Here is a 14,904-nt window from a genome sequence, read left to right on the forward strand (position 1 = left end):
TCGCTGCGGGTCAGAGATCACTTCAAAAGCGAAAAGGGCGCGCCGCCTGGCGCGCCCTCTCCATTGAGGAAATCACTGTCCCGGCTTCAGCCCTGGACCAGTTTCTTCAGCTCCGGAAGGAACCTCTGGATCGTCGCGTCTTCCAGATCGTTGCGGTCACGCAACGTGAAGAACTCCATGGCGCGGATCTTTTCAGGATCGCCGTCGCCGAGCGGCCGGCCGCGCTCGCGCTTCTTCAGCAATTGCTGCTTTGACTTCGTGTAGTAGTGATTGATCACGAGCTTGTCCCGCTTGGGAGCGGTACAGCGCCCGCCGATCGGGAAAACCGGCGTGCCGTCTTCGGCGACGTAGCACCCCAGAACAAGCGATTGATGGGGATGCAGATAGGACACGATGGTGTCGGGCCGCACGATCGACTTCATGATGAAATGATCCGGGAAGTCGTCCGGAGCACGACGCGTGAAGGACTCGATGCACAGGCCGGCCGGCCTCGCATCGTGACCGTTCGATCCGAAATTCAGCCAATGCACCGCGACCGCCGGCGCCGAGCCGACCTCGGCCAGCACGTCCTTGATGTTGCCGGCCTTGGTCGGAAACAGGTACTCGTCGGCATCGATGAAGGCGCACCATTCGGCACAATTGCGATAGCTGTCGATCGCATGCGAGAAGGCGCGCATCTGGCCGAATTCCCCCTCCACGAAATGATAGGTGATCATTTCGGGCCACGGGAAGGACTCGATCACGGCGCGGGTATTGTCGGTGCTGCCGTTGTCGTAGAGGTAGAAGTGATCAACCCCTACCAGCTTGTGGAAGTGCAGCCACTCCAGCAGATCGTCGCCCTCATTCTTGATGGCACACACCACTGCCAGGCCGTGCTTCTTCCGGTCGACCCCGGCATAAAGCTTCCTCGCCTCCATCACGCGCAGCAGGCCGGCAAACTCGCGGCGCAGGTTCTCGCTCTTCGGAGCCGCGGCGAGTGCCGAAAGGTAGACGTCCTGCGCCTCATGGGCGGATCCCATGTTGAGATCCGCGATTGCAAGCCGATGCAACACCCGCGAGTCGGATGGCAGCTGCTTGACGAGGTCGAGAAGGATTCCACGCGCGCCGGCGAAGTCGCATGCCTGCACGAGCATGGCCGCCTTGGCAAACTGGAATTCCTTGTAATCGCTGAATTGCTGCTCCAACTGCGTGACCGATTGGATCAGCTCGTCGGGTTTCGGATTTGCGATCCGCCCGGAAAAGAAATCTCTAAGCCTTGTCTCGATCTCACTTGCTGGAAGCGTATCGAGATTCACGCCTGAGCTGAAACTAGACAATGCAGGAATTTCCATGTCCAACCTGAGCCGCTCCCCACGAGATCAACAAGCAATTACCATTGGTTCGCACCACGAATTCCCTATTAGCGCACTTATCCTACAAGAATAAGGCTATAACACGCAGCGCTCACATTTAACTGTTGTAAGGTTATTTCGAGGAAAATCAATACAATAGAGAACAGGGCTCGGCGTCATTTGCATGAAACCGTCGCACCGGACGGGAACGATCGGAGATCGTCAATGGACAATGGGAACGAAGCCGTCCGTAAGCCGTTCGCGCTTACGAGAAGGATGTTTTTGACATCGTTATCCGCAAGCCTGCTGCCCGGCTCGCTCAGTTTCCTGGGTTCTGGCCATCCTGCTGCGGCCGCGGCGCCGTCCAGACCGCTCGTCGGAGCCATTCGATGGGACGCGTGGTATGCGCCCGGTTCGCAGCCGACGGAAGCCATGAAGCAATCGCTCGGCCCGCAGAAATATCGCTGGCGCGCGCCCTTCTTCGGGGCGCAACTGAACCGCGATCCGAACGCGCTTGATTTCTCCGCCTCGATCGAGACCGAGATGGACAAGGAGATCGGCCAGGCGATCTTTGCCGGATTGGACTATTGGGCGTTTGCCGGTTACGGCGCCAACCACCCGATGTCGAAAGCGCTCTACACGTTCAGAACGCGCCCGAGGGCGGCCGAACTCAAATACTGCATGTTCACCGAGCTCGGTCGTTGGGGATCGGCAGCCAAGCTATCTCCCCTTCCCCAGGAGCACATCGGCCTGATGGCGGACAAGAACTATCTGCGAGTGGAAGGCGGTCGGCCGCTCTACTTCCTGGGCTTCATCAAGGGTGCAGACGTGCAACGCAGCTGGGGCGGCGTGCAGGGTCTGCGTGCCCAACTGGACAAATTCAGATCCGATGCGAGCGCAGCCGGCCATGGCGAGCCCTATATCGTGCTCGCAGGAGACACCAAATTCCTGAGCCAGGAGGCCGCCAATCTGGGCGCCGACGCGCTCGGCTCATATGCGATTACAACCGGCAACGGCCGCGGCAGCTTTGCGGACCTCGCGAAGTATGCCGAGAAGGGCTGGAATACGCTGGCCGCCAGCCAGGTCCCCGTGGTGCCCACGGTGATGACAGGATGGGACCGGCGCCCGCGCATCGAACATCCCGTGCCCTGGGAGACGTCGCAGCGTCCCGGCGACGGCATCACCAATTTCTATGCAGCACCGACCAAGAAGGAATTGGCCGGCCATCTCGCGCAATCGATCAGCTGGGTGAACAGCCGTGCACCTGACCGCCGCGCCCCCGCGGTGCTGATCTATGCATGGAATGAAAATGACGAGGGCGGCTGGCTGGTGCCGACCCTGCCTTGTCAGACTGACCGCCTGGAAGCCTTGCGTGAAGTTCTCAAAGCGACTGCACAGGCGGCGTCGAAGAACCTCTGCTAGAGCGCTTTCCAGCGCAGCGCCGTCCCGGCTTGAATGGAGACGGCGCGGCAGGATCAAGGCTCCGTTCCGATACGATCGGAACGGAAGCCCGACGCCCCTCGATCAGCGCCAGCGAATTGGCCTGGTGCGATCGTTGGATTCCACCGTGCGATGTTCGACGTTATAAGGCGCGTAGATCTGCTTCACCCAATAGTTGAAGTTCGGGTGCAGCTTCACGAAGTCATAGAACGAATCGCCGAAATTGGACGGGCTGAGGCAGGTCTTGTTCTGCGGCCTCGACGTGATTGCGTTCAGGCAATACGACACCATGCAAGCCTTGGTCTCGCTCTCCGCCACCTTGCTCAGGCTTCTGAAACTGTTGGTCGAATGAAGCCGGTACAGATAGCGGTCGGCCTCGAGATAGGTCGGCTCGACCTTGGTGACGGCGCGCAAGGCGAAGTCCCAGTCATGGCAGTATTTGAGGTCGGCGAGCCATCCCACCTGGCGCAGCAGCTCGCGGCTAAAGACGAAGTTTCCGGTTGACGCGGCGATCTGGGAATCCAGGAACGTCCACGACAGCGGCGCCCCTGCAATCTGAGCCCGGTCGATGGCATAGCGCAGCCGCGTCGGAAACTGGTAGTTGCCGATCGACTTGCCATGTTCGTCGATCGGCTCAACCGCCGAGAAGCCGAAGAACAGCCGCTCATTGGCATGCTTGTCCGCGAACAGCCGAACGCGCTCCTTCGAGAACGCATCGTCCGAGTTCAACAGGAAGATCATGTCGCCCTTGGTCAGCGACAATGCCCTGTTCCAGGTGTAGTGAGCACCGAGGTTTTGCGGGTTCTTGAGCAGCTTGCAGGAGACGAAGCGCTTTCCGAACGACCGCTTCTTGATGACCTTCTGCGCGACTTCAAAACTCTTGTCCGGCGAATGGTCGTCCACGATGACGAGCTCAATGTCGGCAAAAGTCTGTTGGTAAACAGTCTCGAGGCATTCCTCGAGATACTGCTCGTGCTTGTAGCAGGCGATGACGACACTTGCGAGCATCGGCGGCGACCTCAACGTCTCACGATGATCGAGTGGCGGGACCGCACCAGCGCGCTGGTTCCGTCGCCGACCTCCAGGACCGCGAGTTGATATTCACCATCCGGCAAATCCCGGATCGAGAACGACAGCTGAAAGCCGAAATAGCAGTCCTTGCTCTCGGCCTTCATGTATTCCTTGACGTCGACGCGCTCATGCCAATCGACGATCAGGCAGTATCCGCTGTTGAGCGCGTGCTCCGGAGCGAGCGCCGTCAGCAGCAGGAATCCGGTTCTCTGCCGGCTCGCCTCGAATGCGCTGCTCGCGCAGATCCATCCCCGCACCAAGACCTCAAAGCGCGGATCAACGATCACGCGTTCGCCGGTTTGGGAATTGATGTTCTCGATGACCAGCAGCGAACCCGCCGGGTTGTCGGACGCACCTTCCACCTCGACCGGCGCGCCGTTCCTCAGCCGCTGCACCCCCGAATGGGTAAGGCCGGAGCGGTGCAGGCTCGCGAGCACTTCGACATGCGTCGAGGCTTCCTTGACCGCCCACTCGAGCTCCTGCCGGCTGAGGCAGTCCAGCAGATCCGGACTATTTCGGATCTGGGCCGAGATCGGCTCGGCCGAAGCGACCCTCCGCACGACTTCGAGAAACGCGCGTCCATAGCGGGAGTCCGGCTCGAGATGCGCACCCTCGGCCCACTCGTTCCAGGAATTGATAAACACCAATGACTCGGAAAAGCTGTTGCCCTTGGCCCGCAGGGTCGCATCGCGAAGCCAAACCTCGAACGCCTCCGGGCTCGACCTGGTGAAGACGTGACCGCGCGGCCCCTTGCGAGGCGTATTGTCCCAACGCGGCATCACCGCAGGAAAATACGGAAAATCGTAGGTCTTGCCGATCGACGACCGCATGGCGTCGACATAGTCGTAGACCTTTCCGGCGAAGGTCGGCGGTGCATCGACTTCGGTCGGCGGCACTTCCCTGGTCGAGACCGTGTGCGGCGGAAACTCGATCGCGGCATCACAATTGACGTCGCGCGGATCGAACTCTCCGAAAGTCATCGCATTGCAAATGAGAAGCTCGCCGATTCCGAGCTCGCGCGCCCTCTCGCGCCAGGTCTCGAACAGGCGCTGCTTGTCCGGCAGCAATGACGGCCGGTAGATGACGATGACCTTGCGGCCATCGACGGTGATGTAGCGCTCATCGAGCAGCAGGTCGGCCATGTCGTCGATAAAGCGAACATCGTCTTCCAGCGAGTGATTTTGCCCCAACAGGAGTTCGGCATCCGAGCCGTCCCACCGCCGCGACCAGTTCTCGTTCGCCCAGCAAATGCAGAACGGCAGGTTCGGCTCGCCGTCCTCGAGCAGCAGCTGAAGCGGCTTTTCCAGCAGCCTTCGCCCCTGGAACCAATACACGTAGTAGCAGAAGCCATCGATGCCGTATTTGCGCGCGAGCTCGCCCTGCTGACGGCGCGTTTCCGGCAGCCGGACGTCATAGAATCCGAGATCGGCCGGCAACCACGGGGATTCATGCGCCGGAAATTGAGCGCGCATGCGCGAGACGTTGGTCCACTCGGTGAACCCCGGTCCCCACCACCGGTCGTTTTCCTCGAAGGAATGGAATTGCGGCAGGTAGAAGCAGATGTAGCGCACCTCCTTGGGGGAAGCGTCCGCCAGTCCACCCACGATCCTGTCGTTGTTGGGAAACAGCAGGTCGTCGTAGTCTTCAGTCGAGAAACCCAGCGCAACAATCACTTCGCCCGGCGTGAAATTCTCGAACAGCGGTATCTCGTAATATTCGCCGTCGCTCAGGCTGATCCGGAGATAGACCTGCGCATGCTTGGGGTCCACGAGCGCGTTTCTGAGCGCGCGCGCCAGACGACGGCGTACGCCCGGCGTGGACAGATCGATACGAAATCCGGGACGACCGATCACGCTCCGCGGACCGACGCGGGCCGGCATCGAGCGGCCCGTCCGTCCCTCTTCGACACAGTGGGAAGCGACAAACAGCGCGATCGACACCGTTGAAGCCGGCGACTGGGCATCGACGATCCAACCGGAGATCCCTCGCCCCGAATATTCAAGTATCGCGCCGCGCAGCCGCGGCCCTGACTGGAGATCGCTTATGTCAGGATCCAGGAACAGGCTCTGCGGATGGTCTTCCTGCTGAACCGGACTGGCAACGGGCAACATATCCTTCGTATCCCTGACGCTCCGTTCGACCATCTTGTTCATTGCCACTCAATCTCCTGCCAACGTTTAACGTTGGCTCCAGTTTCTTTCCCGGTCACGCGGAAGTTCGATCCCGAGATCACGTTGCCTGACACGCCCCAGATCGTGACCTCATGGTGCTTATCGATCATCTTCACACAACCAGAGGTACAATGAGCATTTATTCCGCGAACCCACATTAACGCAATCTCTCTGTCGTCGATATGAAAGCCATTGTTAGTTCTGCCTAGATTGTCACGCGGACGTGCACACTTCCGTGCCTTCGCGCCCAAAAACAAAGCCATCCACTGTCTCTGCCGTTGCCTGCGCGCGAGGTGATATCCGCCTCCAACAATCTCAGCCGACGGTCTCGCCCATAGCCTGCAGACGACGCAGCGCGCCTTCGTTGTTCTGCTGCGCTGCTTGTCGATACCAGCGCAGCGCCTGATCGCGATCCTGCGCGACACCGTTGCCGGCACGCAGCGCATCGCCGATCGCGAGCTGCGCTTCGATCATGCCTTGCTTCGCAGCCGCCTCGAACCACTCGGCCGCTTTCGCGGGATCGGCCTCGCGGCCCTGTCCTCGTCCCAGCATCACGGCAAGGTTGTATTGCGCGGTGGTATGGCCCTGGCGCGCCGCGGCCTCGTACCACGTCACGCCCTGGGCGAGGTCCTGCTCGACGCCCTGCCCGGTGCAATACATGACGGCAAGCTTGAACTGCGCCGCGGCGCTGCCGCCGTCGGCTGCCTTGACGATCCAGCTCGTGGCAGCCTGCGGATCCTTGAGCCCGCTCTTGGGATCGGAATACAGCAGCGCCAGGGTGTGCTGGGCCTCGACGTGGCCGGCACTTGCCGCACGCTTGAACCATTGCGCCGCGGCCGCAAGATCGACCGCGCCGCCGGATCTTCCCATGTGGAGCCCGCCGAGCTGGAATGCCGCGGCGGAGTGACCGGTCTCGGCGGCGTCGGTCAGCAGCGTGCGCGCTTGCGTAAGACGCTCCGCGGACGGCTGATCCTGGATGAGAAACACCGCATACGCCGTCTTCGCATCGGCATCGCCGCCTTTGGCCGCCTTGCTGAGCCATTCCGCTGCACGCACCTGATCGCGCGGCACGCCGTTGCCCGCAGAGTAGAGCCGGCCGAGCTGCACGCCTGCGGCGCTGATGCCGCCCTCGGACGCGCGTTCGAACCACTTGATCGCGGTCGCGACATCGCGTGTCACGCCATTGCCGTTGAGATAGAACACCGCAATGTTATGGGCCGCCGTGGCGTGGCCGCTCTCGGCCGCGCGCTCGAACCATTTCGCGGCCTGGCGGATGCTGGGCGGAACGCCGGTGCCGGTCGCATAGAAGCGCCCGGTAAAGAACTGCGCCTGCACGTCGCCGCGCTCGGCCGCCTTCTCGTACCAATACGCCGCCTCGCGCAGATCCGGCTCGGCAGCGGTGCCGAGCGCATAGAACTCGGCGAGCGCCTGGATCGCCGGCAGATAATCCTTCCGCGCCGCCTTACGCAACGCGGTCTCGGCCTTGTCGAGATCCTTGGCGACCCCTTTGCCGCTCAGCCGCAACAGTGCAATGTTGTAGAGCGCGATCGTATCGTCATGCGCCGCGGCGCTCTGAAACAGCCGCGCCGCCTCCTCGACATTTTCGGGAAGCCCGGTGCCCTTGAGGCACATGAAAGCGAGCGCAACCTGCGCGCGTACATGCCCCTGCTCCGCCGCCTTGTGATACCAGATCGCGGCCTGCGCGAAATCAGCGGGAACGCCGCGCCCCTGATAATACACGTCGCCGAGCGCGAATTCGCCGGACGCAGCCTTCTGCTCGGCCGCCGCCTTATACCAACGCAGGGCGGCAGCGTGGTCCTTCGTGCAGCCCAGCCCGTTGGCGTGCATGTCGCCGAGCATCGCCTGCGCCTCCGCCTTGCCGGCTTCGGCCGCCACCGACATCCAGAGGAAGGCGGCGTCGACGTCCTTCGCCACGCCGATTCCATTCGGGAAGACCAGATCGTGGAGGTTGGACGCCTTGTCACCCAGGCGCGCCGCAGTGGACTGCCGCCACATCTCGGGCCTGTTCGGTCCGACCATCGCCTTGACGCCGTTGAAGTAGATCAGGCCGAGCTGGAATTGCGCATCGGTATGTCCCTTCAGGGCGGCGCGCTCGTACCACACGACCGCATCCGGGATGTTGCCGATAACACCCTCGTTCCTCGCATAGAGCAGCCCGATCCGGTAATCGGCCTCCGGGTGGCCGGCGCGCGACGCCAGCCGCCAGAAGCGCAACGCGTCGAGATACTGCCGGTTCTCGTAGGCCTCCAGTCCCCGTTCAAACTGCTTCGGGTCTGAACGGGATGGACCGGGTCGGAACAGGTCGAGAAGGGATCGCGTCGATACCGTCATGGTTCGCGCATTGCTTCTTTTGCACTGCGCAGCATGCCGCCGAGCAGATACATCGCCACCGAGCGGGTGCCGACATTGACATCGCCCTGCAGCGTCATGCCGGGGATGAGGCGGAAGTTCTTCGGAACATCCTTGAAGTTGGTCTGGTCGACCGAACACCGCGCCTTGTAGTAGGCGTCGACGGGCTTTCCGTCATCGTCGGTCGTGAACGCGCCTTCGCTGATCCAGCGGATCTTGCCCTGGGCCGTGCCGTGCTCCGCCGCGTTGAAGGCGTCGACCTTCATCGTGCAGGGATCGTTGGGCCGGACAAAGCCGACATCGCGCGACAGGATCTGGATCTCGGCTTCCAGCCGCGTCTTGAGCGGCATCAGCGTGATGAAGGGATCGCCCGGCTTCAGCACCGATCCGACCGAGAGCTTGGCGAGGGTCAGCACGACCGAGGGCTCGGCCGCCGTCCAGCGGACGAGGTCCTGATGCTTGATCGCCTTGTCATATTGCGAGCGGGCCGTATCCAGATTGTTGCGCGTCGTGACCAGATCCTGGCTCAGCTGCGCGTTCCATTGCTCGGTGAAGGCGTTGCGATCCGCCTTCAGGGAATCCAGCTGGTGTTGTGCTTCCAGCAGGGTGTTGTGCGTGTTGTCGATCTGACGCAGCAGCTCCAGGCGATTATCCTGCGACAGATACAGGTTCAGCTTGGATCCGCTGCCGCTTTCGGCGAGAGTCGAGCGCATGTCCTCGATCTTGCCGGCGATCTCGGCGCGCTGGCCATAGCGCTCGTCGTCCTTCTTCGACTTCTGGATCGTCGCTTCGGTCTGGCTGATCTTGGAATCGTAGCTGTTCACCTGCGCGTGGTACTGCGCGACGCGCTGATCGTAGAGCGCCTTCTGCAAGGCGTTGTACCTGGTGACCTCGGGGTCCTTGGATTGCCCGAACGACAACGGCTTTCCGGATAATTCGGCCTCATCCCGCGCGACCTGCGCCTCGAGGCTCGCGATCTGCAGCTTGTACTGCGTGACGTCGGCAGCGGTGAACGTCGAGTCCAGGGTCGCAAGCTGCTGCCCCGTCTCAACCTGCTCACCCTCTCGAACATCGATCGTCTTGATGATCGACGCGTCCAGTGCCTGCAGCACGTTGATCTGATCGACGGGAACGATCCGGCCGCCGACGCTCGTGATCACCCGATCCACGCGGGTGAAGCACATGATCGCCACAATGCACACCAGGAACGCGGACAGGACGAACAGCGTCGCACGGGCCAGCAACGGCTCGGCTGCCTCGCGGATGGCATCGGTTTCGGACTGGAACTGGCGAACGGTCGCGAGCGAAGCTTGATTAGGAGACAAGGGTCGGACTCCTGAAGTTCTTCTCGTTACGGCCCGCCGGCACAAGATGGGTATTTTGCTGGTACCAGAGCGAGCTGTAGATGTCGTTGCGTTCCAGAAGCTCATCGTGGCGCCCGATATCGTTGACCACGCCGCGATTGAGCACGAGGATTGCGTCCGCCTTCGTGAGCGACGACAGGCGGTGCGAGATGATGATCAGCGTGCGACCGTGTGCAATCCGCGAAATGTTGGCGTTGACGATCGTTTCGCTCTCCGCGTCGAGCGCGCTGGTCGCTTCGTCCAGGATCAGGATCGGCGGATTGACGATCAGCGCTCGCGCGATCGCGAGCCGCTGCCGCTGTCCGCCGGAAAGATTGGTCGATCCCTCGTAGATATAGGTCTCGTAGCCGCGCGGCAGCTTGTCGATGAATTCCTCGGCACCGGCCAGTCGCGCCGCCCTGACGATGTCGTCGAACGTCGCGTCGGGCTTCGCGGCCGCGATATTCTCGCGGATCGTACCGCTGAACAGGAAGTTCTCCTGCAGCACGACGCCCACGTTGCGCCGCAGATGGTCGACATCGTATTCGCGGACGTCGATGCCGTCGACCTTGATCAGACCGCCGTAGTCGGAGTGCAGGCGCTGCAACAGCCGCGTGATCGTGGTCTTGCCCGAGCCGCTCTTGCCCATCACGCCGAGCGTCGTGCCGAGCGGAATCTCGAAGGAGATATTGTTCAGCGCCGGCGATACCGCGCCCTTGTACTTGAACGTCACGCCGGAGAACTCGACCAGGCCCTTCAGCGGCGCCCTCACGCCATGACCGGAGCGCCCCTCCTCGGCCGGCTGATTCACCAGCCTGCCGACGATCGTCACCGCCGTGCGCGCCTCATCGTACTGGTTGATGAGCTGGGCCATCTGCATCAGCGGGCCGGCAACACGTTGCGACAACATCAGAAAGGCAAACAGCGCGCCGACATAGACCGGATCGCCGCTCGACACGGCAATATAGACGCCGAACGCATAGGGTGCGCTCACGGCCAGCCGCTCCAGCGGGCGGACCACCGTCTGGATCGCGGTTCCGGTCATGCCTTCCGCAAGACGCGCCTTGGCAACGCGCGCCACGAGCACATCCCACATGTGGCGCTGACGCGCATCGAGCGCCAGCGATTTGATGGTCCTGATGCCGTTCAGGCTCTGGATCAGGAACGCGCCCTGCGCGCCTTCAGCCGCCAGCGTTGCCGATGACTTCTTTCGGTAGGCAGGCAGCATCAGGATCAGCCAGGTGACGATCACCCCGGCGAAGGCAAGCACCATCAACGTCATGATCGGGCTGAAGAAGAACATGACGGGAAGGAAGAAGAACAGCGTCGTCGAATCGAGAATGGTTCCGAACAGCTGCCCGGTCAGAAAGCCGCGAATGCGAAACACTTCGCGGATGTCCCGGGAAACCAGGCCGACCGGGTTCTGCTCGAAGTAATCGATCGGCAGATTGAGCATTTTCTCGAACACGTAGGTCGACAGCTTGACGTCGATACGTGCCGTCAGGCGCTGGACGAGATACTGCCGCAGGAACGAGAACGCCGCCTCGAACATGATGACGACGAACATGGCGATGCACAGCACGTAGAACGTGTTGTAGGCCTTGTAGAAAATGACCTTGTCCGAGAGCAGCCGCCAGAACATGATCGGCGCCAGGCCCATGAAGCCCAGGATCAGCGCCGCGATCGCGACGTCGCGCAGGATGCGCCGTTCGCGGAACAGCAATGCGGTGACGAAGCCGAAGCTGAACGGCTGGGTCTCGTCGGATATCTCGTAGTCGCGCTTGGCCATGACGACGTCGCCCGACCAGATGTCCTCGAAGCGCGGCTGATCGATCACGAGCAGCGCATCCTCGCTCGCATTCGGATCCTGCAAGACCACCCGGGAGCTGCTTTCATCGCCCTCGAGGCGCAGCAGCACCATGTGGCCGCCGTCGCGCAGCCGAACAATGGCCGGCAGCGCCCGCTTGAGGTGGCTCAGACCCTTCCAGTCCAGCGTGACCGCCTTTGCGGTCATTCCCGAGGAATTCGCGCATTTCAGAAGCTCGGGCAGCGTGACTTCCTGGTCGCCCAGGAGATTGTCCTGGGTGAGCTGGGTCGTGGTCAGATGCAAACCGTGCTGTCTTGCCACGATGACGAGGCAGGCCAGACCCGAGGGTGGCAGCCCCTCCACCGAAGGTGCGCCGACGAGCGAGAGGTGTTTGGTCATGAATGCCTCGAAGTTTCGACTGCGCTAGATCCGGTCCCTGGCGGGATATAACTTATCACTGTTAGTTCGCTAACGCAGCATTTTCAGCACGTCGTTCGAAAAAGATATGCATCGCGACAGGCGAATAGCCGGTTTCGAACACGATTCGTGGATGGGTTTAACCATGGAACCTTATAACATTATTTAACATCGACAATCACGAATCGGCGGTCACCGTCTCGCGGAAGTCGAAGCCGCAGGCCTCCAGTTGCGGCCGGATCCGCTCGTCCTTGGCCTCCGGCATGAGGGCCAGCGCGCACACCTCGAAGTTCTCGCTGCGGACGGAGACGGTCGGAAAGCCGGCGCTGAGCAGCAGGTTTCCCATCCGCTCGCTCGAAAAGCCGGTCTTGTGTGCCATGTGATGGCGTCCCTGCTCGATCGCGCCGGAATGGCCGTAGATCATGTCCAGTGGCCGGATCGGGCCGGCCGGCGAGACATAGGCGACGGCGCCGAGACCGTGAATCAGCATGTGCTGGGCGACCGCCTCGAGGTCGGGCGACATGATCAGCGCAAAGCCGTCCGGCTTGAGGACCTCGCGGAACTGAACGAATGTGGGGTGAATCTCGTGGGCATAGAGATGCTCCATGACATGCGAACACCAGATCGCGTCGAACGAGGCCTGCGGGAACAGCCGAGCCAGATCGGTGATCGATCCGACGACGTCCGGATTCACACCGCCGTCGACGTCGAGCCGAATCTCTTCCCACTCGTGCGATGTCATGAGCGGCTGGATGCGCTTGGTCACCGTCGATCCAGCGCCGGCATTCAGCATTTTCTTCTTGGCCAATTCGAGAGCTCCGCGGGTTCGCGCATTAAGCGGCTGAATTCTGCAGCGATCGCTCGTCTCGACACGGTTGCCAAAGGCCATCGGCCATAGTTCCCGTTGTGCCAAGCGAGCTACACGCCTTTACAAAAGCTACGTGGTCCGAATGTGACGGACTAACTTCTAACATCCCCTGGCGGAACCCTATAACAGAGATCGGCGCAAAGTTCCGATCATCATGTTCGCACGCAAGAAAAACCGCGGCCCCAACCCGGGTTGAGACCGCGCCTTCGTTCAGTGCAGATCCGGGATCCTACAACCTGATCGATTGACCGTCGTTGAAGATCAGGTACTCGATGTTGATGACGTGGGTCACTTGGCCGTTGCTGAAGCTGACCTCCAGAAAACCATTGTTGCCGTTGCTAATGCCGGTCAGATCGGCCGAGGCGTGATCCAGGAAGGTCAGCGAATCCTCGTTGCCGCCACGGCCGTCGATCGTGTCACTGCTGTGCGGATTGGACAGGTAGAAGTAGTCCTGACCGCCGCCGCCAACCATCGTGGCCGTACCGGTGACGGAGCCGATGAACGACGACCCGTCATTGCCTTCGCTCATCAGCCACTGGTGGCCCGAACCGGCGATCAGCGTATCGTTACCGGCGCCGCCATACAGCGAGTCGTTGCCGGCGCCGCCATGGAGCACGTCGTTGCCGTCACCGCCAACAAGCCAGGTCGCGCGCGACGCCTCGCTGCCCGAGTAGAGCACGTCGTTGCCGCTGCCGCCGTACTCGTCACGGGTCCCCTTGCCGCCAATCAGCGTGTCGTTACCGGCGCCGCCTTGCAGCGTGTCGTTGCCGCCGCCGCCATGGAGCACGTCATTGCCGTCACCGCCATCAAGCATGGTCCTGTGGACCGCATCGCTGCCCGAGTAGAGCACGTCGTTGCCGGCGCCGCCGTACAGTGAGGCGTCGCCAGCGCCGCCAACCAGCAGGTCATCGCCTACGCCGCCATACAGCGTGTCGGCACCTGCGCCATAGAGCGAGTCGTTGCCGTCACCGCCATTGAGGATCGAGCCGTACCGCACCCCACCGTTGCCCGCGTAGAGCACATCGTTGCCGCTACCGCCGTACTCCGCAACGGTCCCCACGGCGCCAACCAGCAGGTCGTTGCCGTCGCCGCCATACATCGTATCGTTACTCTCGGAGGCACCACTGATCAGCGTGTCGTCGCCCGCACCGCCGTCGAGCGACGTCGATGCAAAACGCCCGCCTGAATAGAGAATGTCGTTCCCGCTGCCACCGTACTCCGCAACGGTGCCGGAGCTGCCAACCAGCAGGTCGTTGCCGTCGCCGCCATCCAACGTGTTGGTAGCGGAAGAGCCATACAGCGTGTCGTCGCCGTCGCCGCCCGACAGCATCATCATCAAGCCTGGATACAGTTGTACACCCGCGTAGAGCACGTCGTCGCCGGCGCCGCCGTAGAGCTCTTCGCCGAAGCCGCCGACGCCGAGGCCGTATTGGCCTCCGACGAGGGTGTCATTCCCCGGGCCGCCGTCGAGAACCTCGTGGCTATAACCCGGACCCGCGCTCAACCAGTCGTTACCGTCGCCGCCATACAGGCTATCGTCGCCCCAACCACCAATCAGCGTGTCGTTTCCGGTACCGCCGTAAAGCGTGCTGGGTTTGCCTTGCTCCACGCTGCCCGACACCAGCACGTCGTCGCCGCTATCGCCGTACAGTTCCGACGCGCCACCACCGAACACCGTGTCGTTGCCGGCGCCGGCAAAGACCGTCGTATCGCCGATAAAATCCGTACCCTTGCTGCTGACGAAGGAGACATAGTCGTTTCCGGCGCCGGTCGCGACCAGCACCGGGCCGCTGCCGATCACCGACAGCGTCACGTCGCTGTTGGTGGCTTCGATGATCGCCTTCAGGTTGGCGTCGAGGTGAACCGTATTGTTGGGATTGATTTCGATCAGAACATTGGCGTCCGGATCCGGGGCGCCGATGGCAGCCCCCTGCTCGACCGGGATCGTCGCGCCGTTATCCGGGCTGGTGTATCCGATCCCCGCGGCGATCAGATAGTCGAGAATCTGCTGCCGGGTCGCGGGATCGATGGTGGAGTTGATTGCTGCTTCGAGTTCGGTCTGGTCCAGATTGGACGTCCCCATCGA

At 61.9% G+C, this 14,904-nt stretch carries 10 protein-coding genes; 1 reads left to right on the forward strand and 9 read right to left on the reverse strand.

Annotation, left to right across the window (positions count from 1 at the left end):
- Window positions 1-86: 86 nt before the first annotated feature.
- Window positions 87-1,184 (reverse strand): glycosyltransferase family 92 protein, encoded by a 1,098-nt coding sequence (locus BI327_RS18700; RefSeq protein WP_245334868.1) that lies wholly within the window; start codon window positions 1,182-1,184, stop codon window positions 87-89.
- A 327-nt stretch (window positions 1,185-1,511) separates the two neighbouring features.
- Between BI327_RS18700 and BI327_RS18705 the strand changes: the two genes are divergently transcribed.
- Window positions 1,512-2,753 (forward strand): hypothetical protein, encoded by a 1,242-nt coding sequence (locus BI327_RS18705; protein WP_245334869.1) that lies wholly within the window; start codon window positions 1,512-1,514, stop codon window positions 2,751-2,753.
- Between the two features lie 102 nt (window positions 2,754-2,855).
- Here BI327_RS18705 and BI327_RS18710 read toward each other — a convergent pair whose 3' ends face one another.
- The 8 genes from BI327_RS18710 to BI327_RS18740 all read right to left on the reverse strand — a co-directional run bounded on the left by BI327_RS18710 (window position 2,856) and on the right by BI327_RS18740 (window position 14,901).
- Window positions 2,856-3,779 (reverse strand): glycosyltransferase family 2 protein, encoded by a 924-nt coding sequence (locus BI327_RS18710; RefSeq protein WP_076862288.1) that lies wholly within the window; start codon window positions 3,777-3,779, stop codon window positions 2,856-2,858.
- Between the two features lie 11 nt (window positions 3,780-3,790).
- Window positions 3,791-5,995: a glycosyltransferase WbsX family protein gene (locus BI327_RS18715; protein WP_076862289.1), complete on the reverse strand. Its 2,205-nt coding sequence runs from the start codon at window positions 5,993-5,995 to the stop codon at window positions 3,791-3,793.
- On the reverse strand, window positions 5,992-6,276 hold the full coding sequence (locus BI327_RS41810) for a hypothetical protein (protein ID WP_143271657.1): 285 nt from the start codon (window positions 6,274-6,276) through the stop codon (window positions 5,992-5,994). The genes BI327_RS18715 and BI327_RS41810 overlap by 4 nt, the downstream gene beginning before the upstream one ends.
- 52 nt (window positions 6,277-6,328) lie before the next feature.
- Window positions 6,329-8,365 carry an SEL1-like repeat protein gene (locus BI327_RS18720; protein ID WP_076862290.1) on the reverse strand — a complete coding sequence of 679 codons (2,037 nt, stop codon included), beginning with the start codon at window positions 8,363-8,365 and terminating at the stop codon, window positions 6,329-6,331.
- Window positions 8,362-9,708, reverse strand: a complete 1,347-nt coding sequence (locus BI327_RS18725; protein ID WP_076862291.1) for an HlyD family type I secretion periplasmic adaptor subunit — start codon at window positions 9,706-9,708, stop codon at window positions 8,362-8,364. Before BI327_RS18725 ends, BI327_RS18720 begins: the two co-directional genes overlap by 4 nt.
- On the reverse strand, window positions 9,698-11,932 hold the full coding sequence (locus tag BI327_RS18730; RefSeq protein WP_076862292.1) for a peptidase domain-containing ABC transporter: 2,235 nt from the start codon (window positions 11,930-11,932) through the stop codon (window positions 9,698-9,700). The genes BI327_RS18725 and BI327_RS18730 overlap by 11 nt, the downstream gene beginning before the upstream one ends.
- Before the next feature lie 196 nt (window positions 11,933-12,128).
- The gene (locus BI327_RS18735; RefSeq protein ID WP_076863038.1) at window positions 12,129-12,743 is read right to left on the reverse strand and encodes a class I SAM-dependent methyltransferase; all 615 of its coding nucleotides are present in this window, start codon (window positions 12,741-12,743) and stop codon (window positions 12,129-12,131) included.
- A 304-nt stretch (window positions 12,744-13,047) separates the two neighbouring features.
- Window positions 13,048-14,901 (reverse strand): calcium-binding protein, encoded by a 1,854-nt coding sequence (locus BI327_RS18740; protein WP_143271658.1) that lies wholly within the window; start codon window positions 14,899-14,901, stop codon window positions 13,048-13,050.
- Window positions 14,902-14,904 lie beyond the last annotated feature (3 nt).

Origin of the sequence: Bradyrhizobium mercantei (assembly GCF_001982635.1) — a bacterium.
GTDB lineage: Bacteria > Pseudomonadota > Alphaproteobacteria > Rhizobiales > Xanthobacteraceae > Bradyrhizobium > Bradyrhizobium mercantei.